Source organism: Xenorhabdus siamensis (assembly GCF_037996745.1).
Classification (GTDB): Bacteria; Pseudomonadota; Gammaproteobacteria; order Enterobacterales; family Enterobacteriaceae; genus Xenorhabdus; species Xenorhabdus indica.
In genome coordinates, this window is record NZ_JBBMXE010000005.1 from 260,188 (window position 1) to 278,394 (window position 18,207).

The 18,207-nt window shown below is 48.1% G+C and carries 11 protein-coding genes and 1 pseudogene; 3 read left to right on the forward strand and 9 right to left on the reverse strand.

Annotated features, from left to right (window positions below; all coding sequences use genetic code 11):
* Window position 1 precedes the first annotated feature (1 nt).
* The 3 genes from AAC852_RS05130 to AAC852_RS05140 all read right to left on the reverse strand — a co-directional run bounded on the left by AAC852_RS05130 (window position 2) and on the right by AAC852_RS05140 (window position 8,501).
* Window positions 2-4,501: an amino acid adenylation domain-containing protein gene (locus tag AAC852_RS05130; RefSeq protein ID WP_340620091.1), complete on the reverse strand. Its 4,500-nt coding sequence runs from the start codon at window positions 4,499-4,501 to the stop codon at window positions 2-4.
* An 89-nt stretch (window positions 4,502-4,590) separates the two neighbouring features.
* A complete protein-coding gene (locus AAC852_RS05135) occupies window positions 4,591-5,550 on the reverse strand; it encodes an ABC transporter substrate-binding protein (protein ID WP_340620092.1) in 960 nt (319 codons plus the stop codon).
* A 101-nt stretch (window positions 5,551-5,651) separates the two neighbouring features.
* Entirely contained in the window at window positions 5,652-8,501 is a 2,850-nt protein-coding gene (locus AAC852_RS05140) for a condensation domain-containing protein (protein WP_340620093.1), read from the reverse strand.
* Between the two features lie 264 nt (window positions 8,502-8,765).
* Here AAC852_RS05140 and AAC852_RS05145 point away from each other — a divergent pair, with 264 nt between their 5' ends.
* Window positions 8,766-10,859, forward strand: coding sequence for a TonB-dependent receptor (locus AAC852_RS05145; RefSeq protein ID WP_340620242.1), 2,094 nt, complete (start codon window positions 8,766-8,768; stop codon window positions 10,857-10,859).
* Between the two features lie 132 nt (window positions 10,860-10,991).
* Here the strand turns inward: AAC852_RS05145 and AAC852_RS05150 are convergent, their stop codons facing one another.
* On the reverse strand, window positions 10,992-11,333 hold the full coding sequence (locus AAC852_RS05150) for a cupin domain-containing protein (RefSeq protein WP_047681624.1): 342 nt from the start codon (window positions 11,331-11,333) through the stop codon (window positions 10,992-10,994).
* 141 nt (window positions 11,334-11,474) lie between these two features.
* Between AAC852_RS05150 and AAC852_RS05155 the strand changes: the two genes are divergently transcribed.
* Window positions 11,475-12,359, forward strand: coding sequence for an IS982 family transposase (locus tag AAC852_RS05155; protein WP_340619422.1), 885 nt, complete (start codon window positions 11,475-11,477; stop codon window positions 12,357-12,359).
* Between the two features lie 93 nt (window positions 12,360-12,452).
* Here the strand turns inward: AAC852_RS05155 and dhbA are convergent, their stop codons facing one another.
* From dhbA to AAC852_RS05180, 5 genes are read right to left on the reverse strand one after another with little or no spacing between them, the layout of a single operon-like run.
* Complete coding sequence (gene dhbA / locus AAC852_RS05160; RefSeq protein ID WP_047681621.1) at window positions 12,453-13,196, reverse strand: 2,3-dihydro-2,3-dihydroxybenzoate dehydrogenase; 744 nt, start codon at window positions 13,194-13,196, stop codon at window positions 12,453-12,455.
* A complete protein-coding gene (locus tag AAC852_RS05165; RefSeq protein ID WP_340620094.1) occupies window positions 13,193-14,077 on the reverse strand; it encodes an isochorismatase family protein in 885 nt (294 codons plus the stop codon). Before AAC852_RS05165 ends, dhbA begins: the two co-directional genes overlap by 4 nt.
* An 11-nt stretch (window positions 14,078-14,088) precedes the next feature.
* The gene (locus AAC852_RS05170) at window positions 14,089-15,708 is read right to left on the reverse strand and encodes a (2,3-dihydroxybenzoyl)adenylate synthase (protein WP_422824253.1); all 1,620 of its coding nucleotides are present in this window, start codon (window positions 15,706-15,708) and stop codon (window positions 14,089-14,091) included.
* Window positions 15,705-16,874 (reverse strand): isochorismate synthase, encoded by a 1,170-nt coding sequence (locus AAC852_RS05175; RefSeq protein ID WP_340620095.1) that lies wholly within the window; start codon window positions 16,872-16,874, stop codon window positions 15,705-15,707. Before AAC852_RS05175 ends, AAC852_RS05170 begins: the two co-directional genes overlap by 4 nt.
* A gap of 2 nt (window positions 16,875-16,876) precedes the next feature.
* Window positions 16,877-17,539 carry a hypothetical protein gene (locus tag AAC852_RS05180; protein ID WP_340620096.1) on the reverse strand — a complete coding sequence of 221 codons (663 nt, stop codon included), beginning with the start codon at window positions 17,537-17,539 and terminating at the stop codon, window positions 16,877-16,879.
* A gap of 300 nt (window positions 17,540-17,839) precedes the next feature.
* Between AAC852_RS05180 and AAC852_RS05185 the strand changes: the two are divergent.
* Window positions 17,840-18,170 (forward strand): annotated as a pseudogene (locus AAC852_RS05185) (IS1-like element transposase); the annotation flags it as partial.
* Window positions 18,171-18,207: the final 37 nt, after the last annotated feature.

Here is an 18,207-nt window from a genome sequence, read left to right on the forward strand (position 1 = left end):
ATTAATAATCCGGACTGTTTTCTAAAGTTTTTTCATTAAGATGCTGTTCGACTTCTGCCACGTTACGGCAACGCAGCAGTTGCGAGAGCGGAAGCACGATCGCAAATTCCTCACAGATCCGTGCTGAAATTGTTTTCAGATGCTGAGGACGCAGCCCCATGCTGATGAAGTCGCTGGCTCCATCGATGTGGCTAGCGTGCGATTGGCCGAGTACGTCCAGATAGATTTCCAACACTTTCTTTTTCATCGCTGTTTCTCGCGTAGAAAAAGAGTCGTGCCGAATAGGCGGTTGCTCATGCACCGATTCCATCAGCAGGCAGCGTGCTTTAGAGCGATCAGGCTTGCCATTTGGTGAGAGCGGTAATTCGGTGACCGGCAGGATCCTTGTCGGGATATGCGATGGTGGCAGACATTGGCAGGCATATTTGCGTAATTCTGCTCCTGACAAAGTATCCTCTTGTAGCGGCACATAAAGTACGCCGATGGAAGTCTCACCGTGAATTTCCTCGCCATAGTCCACCACAAGAACATGCTTAACTGATGGGTGGCGAACCAGTTCATTCTCGATGTCCGGTAATGAAATACGTACTCCACGCACTTTGACGTAACCGTTGACACGGCTATCGAAGACAATGATGCCATCACGACGATAGTGCCCATGATCACCGGTCCGGAACGCGCGGATCTCTTCTCCGTTCGTATCCTTGATGGTCACAAAATTGGTCTGGGTGAGGCTTCCGTTTTCCAGATAACCCAAGGCGACATTGACGCCTGCCGTATGAATAAGGCCAGTAACACCCACCGGACAATGATCGCCATGCCTGTTTAGCAGAAAATAGCTGTTAGCCGGTAAAGGCCTTCCATAAGGGATCAGACTAACGTCGTCCAACCCTATTTCATGCCATATACTCCATATAGTCGTCTCTGTTGGTCCCCCCAACGAAATCAACCGAACTGACGGCAAGAGTGTACGCAAGCTACCAATAACAGCCGGTTTGATATAATCGCCACCCTGAGCAATCAGCCGCAGGCTTTTCAATTCATTCCCCTGGCGGCACGCGAGAAGCATTTCCAGAATAGCGGGCACAGAGCACCATAATGTCACCTTGTGCTTGGCAACCAACTGGTTCCAGCGTAGTGCATCCTTTTCTTCACCGATAGCGGGAAGAACAAGGGTCGCACCTGCAGTCAGGCAGCCAAAAACGTCGAAGACCGACATATCATGATGCAAAGGCGTGACAGAAATGAAGACATCCCGATGCGTTACGGACCATTCGTCAAGAGTGCTGGTAATGACATTCGATGTTGATTTATTGGATAAAACAACGCATTTCGGCCTTCCGGTTGTTCCGGATGTGTAGAGGTAGTAGGCGGGCGCTTCGCTTGATGAGAGAGTGTCAAGCATAAGCGGGAGTTCCGCCAAGGGCTCGGCAGACAAGAGTTTTTCAGGTGTTTCTGCTGGATGTTCAATCTCTTCTCTTTTTGTCGTTACCACAAGGTCTGGATGGCAGTTTTCAAGGAGATAATGCAGTCGCTCTGAGGGCGAATCTGCGTCTATCGGAACCCAGATCACCCCCGTCAACGCACAGGCTAGGGTCACAGCCGTGTGCTCAGGCCCACGGTGCATACAGAGGGCAACGACGCTGCCTTTGGCAAGCCCCTTCTCCATGAAAGCTCCCATTATTCGACGCACATTACGCCCCAGTTCGGCGTAGCTGACATGCCTGTCGCCATTGATAAGTGCCGTTTTGGTGTTTTCGCTGTCGAAGATATTGGTGGCTATCCGGCTGAGAAATCGTCCGCAGTGAAAATCAGCTTCAATGCCGTTCAATCGATAGTGGTTCGTATCGATAATATCCTGCGCCGAAATTGCGAATACGCCTGAAGCTGCGATGGTCTGTATTGCCTTGTCTATAGCGCTTAAAATATCTCGAACGAGAGCCGATTCAATCGCCGCAGTGGCATAATCGATGTCAAAGACAAGCGCTTTGTCTGTATTGATCGAAAAACGAATATCCATTGCAACTTGTGGTGTCTGCGTCAACCCACTGTGCAACTGCATACAACTATTCTGACCTGATACTGGCCACGAAAGCCCGTTGGTAATCACCACTGGTAAAACAGGGCCAGCACCATGCTTTTCAACCAGAAGCCGGGTAATGTCTATACCTGAAAAGGCAAGATGTTCGAGTCCTTCCAGCACATCATTCTGTAGGGTGTTAGCTCGCTCAGAAAGGTTGCCCTGCTCAGCGTTCCAGTTGACCACAATAAAACTTGAACGATTGCACAAAACGCCGGATACCTGCGGCGCGACGGGAACACCGATGAATAAACTCTTCTCTTCGCTCCAATGGGACATGACCTCAAGTACCAGCGTCATGATGGTAGAATTCTTGAAAAGCATTTGCTTGGCGCCGGCTTTCGACACTGCGATATAATCTTCCTGTGCTACAATCAGGCTTTGCCGTGCATAGAGGGAAGTACCTATTTGTGCCAGTGGTTTTGTCCACGGGAATCGGAGTGGACCGCTGACTGCCTCAAGCTTTGTTTTCCAATACGCTTCATCCATCTTGCGTTTTTCAGAGATATCTTCCCCATCCAAGGGGGCATCAGTATCCGCGACGATTGATACCTTACCCTCGAAAAGCTCTACCATCAGGGCGGCTATCGACCGTCCATCAAGGATCAGTGCGTTGAAACGAACAAACGCGATCAGATTATCCTCTTCCGGTTTATTTTCCGGCAAACGGAACAGCGTGATGCCCCACGGAGAGCGATCCAAATCGAAAAGCGAATGCGCAAATTCTTCACGGCAGTTTTCCACATGACGGAGTGCCTCTTCCCGTGACATGGTGCTCAGGTCGATTTGCTGTAAATTGATATCTGCTTCTGCGCTAACATATTGGACGAGTCGTTTTGCATCTATACGGGTGCGCAAACTTTCATGTCGCTGAACCATATCCGTTAGGTGATTTCGCAGATGTGCCAATTCCATGCGTCCGCGATATTCGCGAAATTCTTGCATCGCAACGCCACTAAGCGGTAATTCTGCTCGCCGCCCAAGCAGATATGCCAGTTGCAGGGAGGTTAATGGTTTTTCCATGCTGTTCTTCTGGTCGATTTTTACAGTAGAGCCAGTGGCGCTGATTCTGGCTGTCGGTGATGGGGCTGCTACTTCATCGGGTGAATATATTTCATCGGGTGAATGTATTGCCTCATCGAAGCGTTGCGGATATGTGGCGATTTCACGGACGAAATTGACAAAACTGTCGAACATTGGGGTTATCCATTCTTCTGGCAGCATATCCAGACGAATGTCCCAGTTGATGAGAATACCACCGTCGGCGGAAGCAACTTGTGCATCGAGCGCAACTTGAGGACCTTGTGAGATAACCCAGTTCATGGGACCAAATGCGTGCCTGACGCGATCTGAGAGGAGCTCGCCCCTTGGTATATCCAGTGCCGCGGTGAAGACGACAGGAGTCAATTGCGTCGCACCATGATGTCGGGAAAGATCGCGCATCAGATTCACACCCGGATAAGTCGAATGGGCGAGCAAATCTGTCAGTTGCCCGCCAAGCCGTTTACAAAGATCAGCAGGGCTTTCTGTTTCATTGATACCCACGCCGAGAATGAGCACATTAGAGAAATCGCCGACAATCCTCTCCACGTTATCCACAAGGGGGGAACGCCAGAACATCGGCACATTGAGCCGAAAGCATTTATCTCCGGTATGCCTTCCAAGAACAATAGAGAAAAGTCCCAGCATCAAGCTTGACATGGTTATACTGTGTGTTCGGGCAAGCCTTTTCAACGCCTGACGCTCGTCTGGCTGGAGCCAGGCTGCCAGACGATGGCTGCGAGCTTGATTGGTCAAAGTTTTGTTAATAGGCAACACGGGGGCAGGCGGAATGTGTGGAATACGTGAGCGCCACCAGATTCTGTCCCTTTCACGGGCAGCTTTTAAATAGGGATCGGTGCGCACTTGGTCGCACCAGTCGAAATAGGACGCGATGACCGGAGCCGGCTGATCCGGGTTATCATAAAATATCGCCAGATCCTCCATTAATACCCTGAAACTCGAAGGATCGATAGCTATCATATCTGTATCGACATGCAGGCGAAATTTCCCGCCATCTCGCAGACTGAGCGAAAAACGGGACGCCTGACCAGAAGAAAGATCAAGCTTCTGGTGAGTCCACTCCATGCGTTTAACAAGAAGTAACCTTGCCTCCTCCTGTTCTGGTAATCCCCTAAAATCCTCAATCTCCAGCAACAACGACTCATCGGATGGAATAACAGACTGAAGCCCTTCAGCGTTGACACAGAGTCTTAGCATGGGGTGCAGAGAACAAACGCGTTCCAAAGCCTGTTTAAATTTTTCTATCTCAATGTCATAGCCGTCGAATTCAGCATAAAGATGCGCGGCAACGCCTCCCAAATCGGTCTGAACGTTACGTCCGACCCAGCAGGCTGCCTGCATTGACGTTAATTCTCTCATAGTTTATTCACGTGGTTGAAAAATCTTGATTAATGGAGCAAGTATAAAAATATGTTGAATTCACACAGCTTCTGGCGGACGAGATCATTTTATTGCTTTGTCTTAGCCCATTCTCCCACGGCTTTGAGAGTATGTTCCGCGCTGGCAAACGTGGGGGTAAAAACTTTGCCTGCGTTAAGAAAAATAATCCGTTTTTCTCGAGCGGGTTTCATATAGTGAGCCCACCCAGGCACGATACGATCAAGTGCGGAGCGAATAGCGTTTTCATCGTGCTCCTTGCTGCCCCAACTGTTGAGTACGACCAGAACGTCCGGATTGAGTTCGCCTAATTTGTCGGCACTCAACTGTAAAAGCAGTTGAGATGAGGTGACAGAAAGACCGCCTTGTGCCGAGAGATTCAGGCGAGTGAAACCAAGATCTTCCAACGCTTGAGTGAAACCAGTTGCTTCGCCGACGACATTGATTTGATCGGTTACAAGGATCGGTAGATAGGTCTTATTCGCCGGATTTTCCGGCAAAAGGGCGCGCGTTGCCGCTACGCGTTGTAAATACATATCCCGTCGTTCTTGAAAATTCTGTTCACGTCCGGTCAGTTTGGCCAGATTTTCTTCAATATTGAAATTATGGAATTTTCCAGAAAGGAAATTTTGCAGATAGACAGGAGCGACCGTTGAAAGCTGTTTTACCTTGCCGATATCGAATTCTGTTCCAATAATGAGGTCGGGTTTAAGCGCGTAAAGTTTTTCCAGATCTATTTCCTGGCCAGCACTGATACCTTGTGGTTTTGTGTACCCTTCACCGAGCACAGTATCGACAAAATCTGTACCAAACTGATAGGTGCCATCTTCCGAACGACCATAACTGCCGACCGGTTGAACGCCCAGCTCCATCAGGGGCAGACCGATAGCTGGCTCGCTCATCACCACAATACGTTGTGGCTCCTCAGGAATAACGATTTCCCGTCCCATGGTATCCGTGACCTGCCGCGTTGCGGCAAAGGCCGATGCCCCTATTAAGCACAGTAATATGACAGTAATAGCAGATCGCATAACGTTTTCTCTTTCAAATCGGAGTAGGATTATATGGTTCGGTCAGGCACAAACCGCCCCTGACCGCACCCATAATGGTTGGTTCATCACCCCCATAGACATCACACAGGAACTTGAGCAAGGGGAAGGCTTGAGACCTCAGGTGCTGTGAAGAATGCGAAAACTTTATCTATTGTTTCACGGATGCGTTGGACATGTTCTTCAGGATAACGATCCGCACGGTAAGTTATCACCAGTCGCATTATTCTTTCTCCATCAATGACATCCTCCATGATCTCGAATTGAAGACCGAACATGGATTCTTTTTTATCGGGATCGATTTGCCGATAGCGTATATCGTTGCCAGACGGGGTTTTAAGGGCGCCATTCAGCGCATTATTGGCATGAATCTGAATATAAACGTCGAAGATTAGACCATCTTCAGGTGTCATCCCCAACGATTGTTGAATAATATCGAGCGGTACATCTGCATACGGCATTGAATTATTGATAGTATCTCTGGTGTCTTCGATCAGTGTGACGACGGGTTTTTCTGGATAGAACTGCAACCGATGAGCAACCATAGTGGTAAAATAGCCTACTGTTTCATAGGTATTGGGATCGGTACGACCCGACGCAGAAGTACCTATCACGATATCCTTCAGATTGCCAAGCTTGTGCAGCGAAAGCGCAATGGCAGCGTAGACGACACTGAACAGGGATGCATTATTTTGCCGAGCAAAGGAATAAAGACGATGAGTGATTTCAGGTTTAGGTTTGTACTCAATCCAGCCGGCTTCTGACGAACTTTCATGCGCAGCGATAGTCTTCCGGTTGTCAGATAAGGCGAGTTCTAACCCGCGCGTTGCATCACGTAACATGTTAGTCCAGTAATCGAGATGCTTTTGATTAAAGCCATCTGCCCGCTGTTGCTGAGCAAACTTATGGAATGACAATGCGGGTTTTTTCCACACAGGAGCCATACCTGTAGAACGCGCTAAATAAGCCTGGGCAAGTTCCTCCATCAGAACGTTCAACGACCATTCATCAATAACCATATGATGAACGAGGAATGACAATATTTGACGTCCGGTTTCTGGATTGCGGATCAGCCGTATTCTGATCGGCAATTCTTGGGAAAGATCGAACTTATAGGCAGCTTCGTCATCAAGATGTACACCTTTGCTTTCGTGACTGCGCCAGAACCACTTATCATTGGTCACGTCCGACATGGCGACAATCTGTTGACAGGCCTCACCATTTTGAACTTGGAATCGGGTGCGCAAGCTAGGATGACGCTCGATAAGATCAGAAAAAGCCTGCTCAAGGAGCGTTTCGTCAACCTCATCAAGAAAGTCCAGCGCGAATGGCAGGTTAAAGATAGTGCCAAATTCATAAGCGTTATAGGCATTCCAAAGAGAGGTTTGTGCGAGTGCCAAGGGCGCCATCAAATGATCGTTTTGTGTCTGCGCCGAAGGCTCCGCGTCCTTGCTCTGATTTATTATCACTGCGCGTGATGCCAAGGCGGCAGCTGAAGGGTGGCTGAAGAAATCACCGAAGTGCACTTCCAGCCCGTGCGTGCTAAGCAGTTTACCGATAATGCGCGTTGCCAGCAGAGAATGGCCGCCACAGTCAAAAAAATCATCATCCAGCGTCATATCTGTAACGGCCAACGTTTCACGGAACTCTGACAATATGATCGCTGCTATTTCATCAGTGTCAGCGGAGATCTCCTTGCCGGGGGCGTTGTGAACGGAATGCACAGCCGTGCCAGACACAGATTTCGTGACTAAACCCGCAATAGCATCTTCACCACTTGTAATAAATGCCACAAAACGATTTAGCAGGAACTCGCCGGCATGACTGGAAATCGCCTGACCAGTTGTTAATACAAGGCTAATTTCCTCTGTACCTTCACACTCTGTTGCTAGTTCAAAATCGGGCCGCATTTCATAGGTTGGCAATAGGATAGGCTGGCTCAGTAAGCTCTGTTGTCCAACTAGGCCGTTCGGACGAGATAGCAACCGAACATATACCCAGGACTCATCACTCCCTGTTACGGGAGCACCGGAGAGAAGATTGTCTTCGTCTGGTTGCGCCTGAAGCCTATCCATGACGGATTTGATGATCTGTGTTTCCGCCATGTCACACTCGATAATAATGCGGCGGAAACCGTCCGACTGTAACAGACAAAGTGCAATCTTATCTTGATCGCCGAGCAGGCCAATGAATTGGGCAAATCTGGCTGAAATCATAGCCGACACACAGTGGGTCAGTTTGTCGTGAGGAAGAGACGTTTTCAGCTCATTAATTTTAAGTCCTGTTTTCCAACGCAGTGCAAGCCGATCTTTACTCAAGCCGGCTGTTACACCAAAAGAGGAATGAATGATGCTGTTCTCACTGTTGCAACAGCGCAGCCAGGATATGAGAGAAGTCGGCTTTCCGTCGAAAGGTAGTAAGGAGACACGTTTTAGGGATGGGGGTTCTACCCAGTGACCGGCATAGGCGCGGATCAGTATTTCGAGTATCTCGTTTTCATGACAAGTTTGTGCCAATATCTCGTGCAAAATAAGAGATAAAACAACTTCATTATTTTTTTGTATTATTAAAATCTTAAAGGGTGGATGTTGTTCAGGAACCCAAGCATCTGCTTGCACAGCTAGCATCTGATTGATCATGTCTGTATGTGAGCTGGCATGGAAAAACTCAAGGCAGGCTTGCCAGCCCACGATTCGGGTTTTATGCAACTCACCGTCATCATTTAACTCATAGCGTACGTTCAGATCCGGTATTGCCTCAATAACAGTCTGAATAGCATGTACCATCATTGAAATATTAACATTGTCATGAAGCCGCCAGGCTGAGAGCTGCTTGAGAATTCGGCCAGGATTCTGTTGCTGTAGCAGCCAGATATGTTCTTCATAACGGGATACGGATATGTGCGATGATTTTCCTGAATCAATATTCAACATGGATTTTCTCGTTTTATCAAACTGAACAGTCTTTTTTTACAATGCATTAATACGAGCCAATATCCATTAAATGCCACATAGGGGGACTAATGCTGCCCGCAGGACGTGCGTTGCAGTGGCTGCTGTATTTGGAGCGAACTGACAAATATGCAATTGACAAATAGGGAGATTAACATAATATTTGGCATCCTGTGAATATTAATGATAATGATAATGATAATGATAATCATGTCCATAAAGACGGTCACGCCTATTGGTATAAAGATGGGGAATCTGCTTTTTTCACGCAGAAAAGTGTTACTTAGCAGTGCGATTTTGTTTTCCTTATCATCCTTAGGGGGCCAAGCTACCGCTTTGACTCAAGCAGAGAAAAACAAAACGGGGAGCGATGAGGCCGATGTCATCACGGTAACGGGTGAAAAAACAGAAAGATCTCTGCAGAGAACGTCAAGCTCAGTCACGGTTATCTCCGGGCAGGAGATACAGAGTAAGCCTGAGGCGACAACCCTCGTTGATATTTTGCAGGGTAAACCCAATGTGCTTTATACCAGCAATACAAGTGCGCCGAGTATTCGCGGTATTGAGACAAACGGGCCTCTCGTAGGAGGGAATACTTTTCTTTCCAAACCTATACCGCGAGCGACTATCAGTGTTGATGGGCGCTATATCAGCTCCGCAGAGTTTAGTTTGGGGAGAGGGCCTGTTTGGGACGTCAATTCAGTAGAAGTATTCCGTGGCCCACAAACGACGACACAGGGGGCAAATAGCATCGCCGGTGCGGTGATTGTCAAAACTAACGATCCCACCTTTACCCCCGAATTCGATGGGCAGATTTTGTACGGAAGCCGCCAAAACAAACGTGCTTCCTTTACTGTCAATAGCCCATTGACAGACGATCTCGCAGTACGTCTCGCCATGGATTACAGCGGCAGAAATACGTTCATTAAATATACCAATCCCGGTTTCTTCGATTCTGATAAGAACAAAGATTTCGAAAATCTGGATGTCCGTGTGAAGGCACTTTGGCAACCGCTGGATAGCCCTTGGTTGGCCAAACTGACTTACTCCCATATGGCAGCAAAAAATCCTGACAGTGAGTTGGCGTCATTGCCCTACCGTGATTTGAAAAATGAGACGCTAAACCTTGACAGAGCCAAAACTAACAGTGATGTCGGTATCTTAGATCTTCAATATACGTTCGAAAACGATATGGTGCTCTCCAACCAGCTCCAATATTCTGTATCGAAGTACCGCTACACTTTCACAAATCAGTTTCCAGGTATTGCCAATCGCGATTCGAATAATGTTTCCAATGAAATGCGTTTGAACTTCGGTGATGAATATTCAACCTGGAGTGGAGTGACAGGTCTCTATTACTCGCGTGATAAGGCCACGAATGTGCTTGATAATTCGCTGGGCAAGGCTGACGCCGATCTGACTAATACTAGTGTTGGTCTTTTCTCAGAAGCGACGAGGCGTTTTGCGGAAAAATGGTCTCTGACTGGCGGTTTGCGTTATCAGTATGACCAAGTCAAGCATGAAGGGGTCACCAGCTATGTGCCTGGCGTCTATCATGCATATAGTAAAGGGTTCCATGCTGTTCTGCCAAAAGTTTCTCTCACCTATGATATTACTAACGATATAACCGTCGGTACACTGGTAAGCAAAGGCTATGGGCCGGGCGGTACAGGTGTGAATTTCTCTGGGAATTCCTATTACACCTTCGCTCCGGAGAAGGCTTGGAATTACGAGTTGTTTGCGCGTGGTAGCGCGTTCAATAACCGATTACTGGTAACCGGTAATATCTTTTATACAGATTATAAGGGGTTCCAGAGTGCTGTAACGGATTATACGAAAGACAGACCGAACGGTTCTATCCTTGTCAACGCCGACAACGCGGTAACCTATGGACTTGAGCTGGGAGCCGATTATCAGGCGCTGGACAACCTTCGCTTACGTGGTGGGCTTGGATTACTTCATACCGAAATCAAAAAATTCGCTGATTATCGCGGCAACTCGTTTGAAGGAAAACAATTCGCTAAAGCGCCTGGCTATATGTTTAACGTTGGTGTTGACTGGAATATCACCGAAAAAGTTCGTTTGAGTAACGATCTTCGTTACATGGATCATTACTTCTCCAATGATCAGAACGATCCCAAGTTGCGAGTCAGTGCCTATTTAGTGTCCAATCTCCGTTTATCCTATAATCCGACCAACTATCTGGAACTCTTTGTTTACGGCAATAACATCTTTGACAAACGGGTGCCAACATACAAACAAAATACTCGTGCAGGTGGAATTTCAGGATACATGCTGGAGCCGCGTGAAGTGGGTATCGGTATGAAAGTACGCTTCTAAAAAATTAGCATCGGCTACGCCGGTTCGTCGGTGGTAGAAACAGGGGGAGCTATTCAGCTCCCCCTGCATTATCTCAAATCACATGTGGTATTTATTATCTGAATTCACAACCTGACAATTTTTATTAAAAATTTATTGGCCTGAATTTGTGACTACATAGGGTTCTATTAATAGCAGCTTGGTTAATTCTTTAGACGAAGGCTTACTTTCTTCCCCTTTAGGCACCACAAAAAACTCACCTTGCTTTATTATTACGTGATCATTTTTAAAATCTATACGGAGTTCACCTTCAATAACCATAAACACCTTGTCTTCATCTTCATGTGTGTGCCATATAAAGTCACCCTTAGCGAGCAATATGATTATCTTATATTCGTTTGTTTGAGCTATCACCTTTGGTGACCAGATTTCTTCTATTAAATCAAATTCTTGTTTTAAATTGTTGACTTTTCTCAATGCTGCAATATGGCTCATGTTATATTCCTTTCCTTTAACTAGTGTTTAGTTTAAATTTTTAATAGTTAACCTGAATTCTGGATAAGAAATTGACGAGAGGCCTGTTCCAGGAGCAAAGTTTTGGTGAAAGCCTAAAACGACTCCGGGGAGGAACAGGCCATGGACAAGTTAGTTGAAATTTTCTGCGATGTCGACGACTTTTGTCGTCTTTTCATCCCCCAGTGGGCGCAGTTTTGTCTCGATAACGGATACCGCCTGCGCCGCAGACAAGGCCGCATGTATCCCAGTGAAATCATGACAATTTTAATCCTCTTTCAGCGGTCGCATTACCGTGATTTTAAAAACTTTTATTTGGAGCATATCTGGCAATACCATCACCGCGACTTCCCCTCCTTGCTCAGTTATACCCGTTTTATCAGCGTTGCCCCGTCCGTTTTGGTCCCCTTATCCAGTTATCTGACTCAATTAAAAGGAAAACCGACAGGCATTGCTTTTATCGACTCCACGAGTTTGCGCGTTTGTCATAACATCCGTATTCCTCGTCATAAGGTCTTTCAGGGCATAGCGCAACGCGGAAAAACCTCAATGGGATGGTTCTATGGGTTCAAATTACACCTGATTATTAACCATCTGGGCGAAATTTTAGCGCTTAAAGTGACCCCGGGTAATGTGGATGATAGGGAGCCTGTACGCGAATTATCAAAAGATCTCACGGGTTCTCTTTACGGCGACAAAGGATATCTGAGTCAGGAATTGGCGGATGATTTAGCTAAAACGGATATCACCTTTATCACGAAAAAGCGCCGCAACATGAAAGCGCTTGCACTGGCTGAGTGGGATAAGGTTATGCTTAAAAAGCGTTTTATCATTGAAACGATTAATGGACAATTAAAAAACGGCTCTCAATTAGAACATTCTCGTCACCGAAGTATAACCGGTTTTTTGTTAACCATTTTAACGGGATTGATTGCTTACTGCCTTAAAGAGAAAAAGCCATCACTGAAAATTTTCTACTCAGAAGAAGATATTTCAGTAATAGCTTAAGCGGAATTGGGGTTAGTTACCCATTCCATGGAATTATAGTCTTTCCGTTTCTTATAGTGGCATACAGGTAAACAGATTTAAACATTCGGTTTATCAGGCACCGAGCGTAGCGCCTCCATCAATGACAATATCCTGTAATGTTATGTGGCTTGCTTTGTCGGAGGCCAAAAACAAAATGACGTTGGCTATTTCGTCGGGCTGGGCAATTTTTCCGAGTGGAATGCCGAGCTTAAATTGTTCGGTAAGACCATTAATCAGACGTTGATGTGCCATATCATCGTTAAGCATTCCCTCCAGCATTGGAGTCAATGTGGAACCGGGTGAAACAATGTTACATCGTACCCCAAAAGGTGCCAGTTCCAGCCCCACACTCAGGCACAAGCTACGCATCGCAGCCTTAGAAGCGCAGTAAACTGCCATATTAACGCGTGGCACGTGGGCTGCATTGGAGGCTATCGAGACGATATTGCCGCTGCGCTGATGCTGGAAGTGTGGAATGAGGATTTTAAACAGATTGAATGCTGAGCCTGCATTAACGTTGATTGAGCTTTCCCAGTCTTCACGGCTTAACGTTTCTGCGGAGCCGAGGCGCAGAATTCCCGCACCGTTAACCAGCACATCCAGCCCATTTGCTTTCAGCAATGGAGGGCAGGTTTTTTGCACCGCATGAGCATCGCTGACATCCAGAATGAGCGTCTCGAACGGCATTGAATCAGGAAACTTTAGATCGAATCCAAAAACCCTGGCTCCTGCCTCGTGAAAACGGACGGCTGTTCGGGAGCCGATACCGCTCCCTGCTCCCGTCACCCAGACGGTTTTTCCCTTGAATTCGTTCATTTCTCTTCCAGATCGTTGTTCAGCAGTGCGAGCCAGTTTCGTAACGTTGGTTGTTTCATCAGCGTGATAAAATCAATTTCGTACCCTTCATGGCGGCACTTTGAGACGAAAGACATTGTACGTAGCGAGTCTAAGCCGTAATCAAGCAGGTTTTCGTCATCATCAATGTCGTGTGCATCTTCGTCCAGTGCGGGTTGCAGTATGGCAAGCAGACGTTCGCGATCCCATCTATTTTCTGCTGCGGGAGGGACGAGCGCTGACAGCGCCATAGAGGTACTCAATACCCGTCCGGAACGGCCCGCAGTATAGCGGAGCGCCATCATATGCTCTTCCCGGCTGAAGTCTGCCAGCGCATCGCTTATCATAAAAGCCTGTATATCGCGCATAAAGGCATCAGTGGCAGTGGTTAGACAGCCGATATGCGCGTACACGCCGCAGATCATAAGCTGGTCACGCTTGCGTTCTTGCAGATGGTTTTCCAGGTCAGAACGTTGAAACGCGCTGTAGCGCCATTTCACCAATACAGTGTCCCCCAGTTTGGGGGACAGTGCTGCCGCGATTTTTTGTTGTTCTGGATAGTGGTTCAGGCCAGGCCCCCACATATCATTCAGTAGCGCTCGATCGACGTCGTTTTGTTGGTTCGGCTGTGCTGTGTAAAACACGGGGATGCCGAGCTCATAGCAACGTGCGCGTAGAGTAGCTATGTTGTCGATAACCTGCTGAATCATTTTGCTCTCCTCTCCCCAGAAGTTGAGGAAATATTCCTGCATATCGTGAATCAGCAAAGCGGCGCGTTGCGGCTCCAACCTCCACTCGACTTTATTGGCAGGTAAGGCAGTTTCATCGGGCAGGGTATAGTCTTGAAGTTTAGGAATGCTCATGGCGTATTTCCTCAATTTTCTAAGGCGGCGCTGGCAAGTGCACGTAACGCCTGTTTGTTGATTTTTCCTACCGGAGTGAGCGGCAGCTCAGGTAGGCTTTCAAAACGATCAGGGATCTTGTAATCGGCTATACCCTGCTCGCGTAGCCAGCGGCGTAGCACGGCTGGTTTCACGGATTCGCATTCGCGCGTTACCACATAGGCGCAGGTTTTCTCGCCCATTAGACAGTCAGGAATAGCGACCAATGCGGCGTGCACCACCGTTGGGTGGCGCAGCAACAGGTGTTCAACCTCTTCAGCGGCAATTTTTTCGCCACCACGATTTATTTGATCCTTCTCACGTCCAACTACTTTCAGATATCCGTCGGGAAGCTGAATGACTACGTCGCCAGAACAATAAAACCCGTTACTGTTGAACACCATCTGGTTATGTTCTGGGCTTCGGTAATAGCCTCGAAAGGTGTATGGGCCTCGGGTCATCAGCAATCCAGGCTCTCCGTGTGGCACCGGGAGACCTTCTCGGTTTGCGACCCATACCTCATCATCCTCACTGATGGGGCAGCCCTGAGTTGTGAAGGTATGCGCGTCGTCATCGTCTAGTCGGGTGTAGTTCACCAGACCTTCTGCCATACCAAATACCTGTTGAAGCTGGCAGCCCAGCTCCTCTGGAATGCGTCTGGCCAGCGTTTCTCCCAAAGGAGCACCACCGACCTGCATCACTTTCAGACTGGAGAGTTCGTTAACGTGACCTCTGATATTGGCATATTCCAGCCAGATGCTGACCGCAGGTGGCACCAGAGCGGTAATATTGATCTGATGACGGGCTATGACCGGAAAACATCCGTCCGGGCTTGGATCGGGGACGAGAATGACCTGACCACCTGCATAAAATACGCCCAGCGCGCCCGGTGAACTCATAGGATAGTTGTGTGCGGCTGGCAGTGCGCAGAGATACCGGGTTTTACTGCTGATGTCGCAGATCGGATTGCTGGCGCGGATACTGTAATAGTAGTCGTTGTGGGTGCGAGGAATCAGCTTGGGGGTGCCAGTGCTGCCGCCGGAAAGCTGGAAAAATGCGACCTCATCCGCTGGCGTTGGTGTGGGCGTGAAGTCTCCCGGCTCTTCCGATATCAGGCGTGAAAGCGAACGGTTCGAATCTGAAGCCTCATGGTGAAGCACCACTATATTCAGTTTCGGGCACTTGGCGACCAGAAGATCAATAAGAGCATCATCATGAAACTGGCGATGCTGGCGATCGGCAATGAGTATCTCTGGCGTAATCTGGAGCGCATACGCAGTTAATTCGCTGCTCTGGTGGCTATAAAGCGCATTAACCGGCGTGACACCCAGGCGCAGTAAGGCAAAAAAGACGATATAAAACTCAGCCTCGTTGCCAAGCTGCACCAGCGCGGTTTGTCTCTGACGCACGCCGCGTCGGTGCAAGGCGGCGGCGAGCCGGTTTACTGCTTCATTAAGCTCTCGATAGCTCCAGCACCGCTCCCCGCAGAATAGTGCCACGGCATCGTTCTCGCGGTGAATATCGAGAATATCGCTCAACGGGCGATCAATCCAGTACCCTTTCAGGCGATAACGTTCAGCCAGATCCTGAGGCCAGCGGTTGAATTCAATCATAATGTCTGCTCCTGTTGCGTTGCAAAACCAAGTGCACTCAGCATGGTGTTAAATTTGGTGCAGGTTTCCAGCCATTCGTTTTCCGGAACAGAGTCCGGAACGATGCCGGCGCCGGCGAATAGCTCAATCTGATGAGGCTGAACTTTGCCGCAGCGGATCGCCACAACCCATTCCCCGTCTCCGCGGGCGTCACACCAGCCGACAATACCGCCAAACCAGCCGCGGTCGAATGGCTCCAGCTCGCCGATCAGGCTGCGGGATAAGGTATAAGGAGCGCCGCATAATGCGGGCGTGGGATGAAGTAGGCAGGCAAGAGACAGCGCGTTATCGCGATCATTGTTCACTATACCCTGAATCTCAGTAGCGAGATGCCAGAGCGTAGGCGTGCTGAGCAGCGAGGGTTCTGGGATCGTCAGAGACCAACAGAGATCTGTCAACTGGCGACGGATAGCCTCCGTGACCACCAGATGCTCGTGGAGATCCTTTCCGGAGGCCAACAGCTTTTCCCTGGCATTTCTGTCACTGGCGTCATCGTCGCCTCGCCGTGCTGAGCCGGCAAGAGGACAGGAGCGCAGGATCTTGCCCTCCTTACGTAGCAGCAGTTCAGGGCTGGCACCAATCAGAATGCCATCCGCCAGCGGTAAGTGAAAGTTGTAGCTCTCCGGATTCTGTTTGTTGAGTTGCAGCCATAGGCTTAGAGCGCTAAGCGGGGGGATGCTTTCAATCTGTAGCAGACGCGACAGCACCACTTTATTCAGTGCACCGATACGTAGCGGATTCAGGGCGCTCTCCACCATGGCGCAAAACGCATCATGATCTGGAATGTAGTGAGCTTGGCCCTCCACCTGCACCGGAGAGTCAGAAAGATTAAAGGCGTAGCGATCGAACCAGTAGCAGGTCTGTGGAATAAACAGTGAACAGGGTTGACGCTTATCAAACGGAATAGCCCCCACGACAATGGGATTTTCTACCCCGGCCTGCTCAGCTTGACGAAACAACTGTTGTACCTTCTGCTGGAACTCGCCCTCGACGTGATGTCCGGATGCAGCGGGATGTGTCAAGGTGGCGAGGCATCCCCGGGCGAGCAGGCTTTTGTGGGGCGATAGAAAGATAAAGTCATCTTCTTGCAATGTTAGTGGAAGAAGGTTGTTGGTGATACCAGACAAAATCAGGTTCCTCTTGTTGGTGTAGGGGCTAGCTTTTTCCCCCTTCCGGAGGGGAAAATACCGACGGCAATGTGAGAGTGAGCCGCCAGTGGTGCTGGATACCGAGTGTTATCAGCTATAGCTGACCATGGAGAACATGCCGTGGCCGTAGCTGTAGAAACACGTCTCTTTTCTGCAGCAGAAGGCGACATGGTGAGGTTGTTGACGTTAAACTGCACGGATGCGCCTTTCAGGTTGGAAGCATTTTCTCTTAGATCATTGCGTGTTATGTAGCAAAAGAGGCGGATTACGACTTCATCGTTGCGGTTAGATGAACCTAGATAATGGGTGAAGGCACTTTTGGTGTAATTTAGTGCGTTGGATATGAAAGCCGTTTTTTGGTGATCCATCTGGTCACGAGTAACCACGGAGATTGTCTGCTGTGTTTTGAGAAGTAGAATCGCCGTTTTGGTGACTGATACGCGACCTTTCACTACAATCCCTTTCATTGGTAGCGTTACGCTTTTCAGCTCCGCGGCGGTATCCCTCATGTTCTTTTCCCCACCGCTAGCTGCATATGCCCCGTCAGATAACGTGGGTGTTGAAAACAGTGCCGCCTGAAACCCAAACCCTGTGTGTCTGGCGAGGGTTTTCACCACAAGTTTTTTTCTTCTTATTTTAAACATAATCAAACACCGTCTGATTTGCCTTATAAAAATATTTAATAACAATTAATTTGTGCTGCTTACAGGCGGCGCCGGAAATCCAATTTGACAAAACGTTCATCAGGAAGAGATATGAGATCCTGAGAAGGAAAATGGCGTTACAATATTTTAAATAGAAATGATTATCAATATAATTTACATTATTAATTAATTGGTGTTTTCTTGTAAAAATTTCTATAAATATGGCAATGAAAAGTCATGCAGGTTATGTATTAAATGGTTAGTTATTGTGATATGTTTCCGGCTTTTTAAGGGTGAAGCATGGCTAAAGCTGACGTCTATTGCCGTTATTGTCACAAATCAGAACATGTCAAAGGACATGGCGGACATCCTCGCTATCGCTGCTATGCTTGTTGTAAGGTCTTTCAGTTGGAATACACCTATCAAGCTTGCAAACCCGGTGTTAAAAAGCAGATTGTCGACATGGCGATGAATAACGGGGGAATTCGTGACACCGTTCGAGTCCTGAAAGTCGCAACAGCCACCGTCATGAAAACGTTAAAAAACTCATGCTCCGCAACGTAACAATATTTCCTCTTGATGGAATAACGTTCCGCTTATCTGTGAAATAGAGAACCCGCTTACTTTGATATAACTCCTGAACACTATATTTTCAATTGAAAATAAAT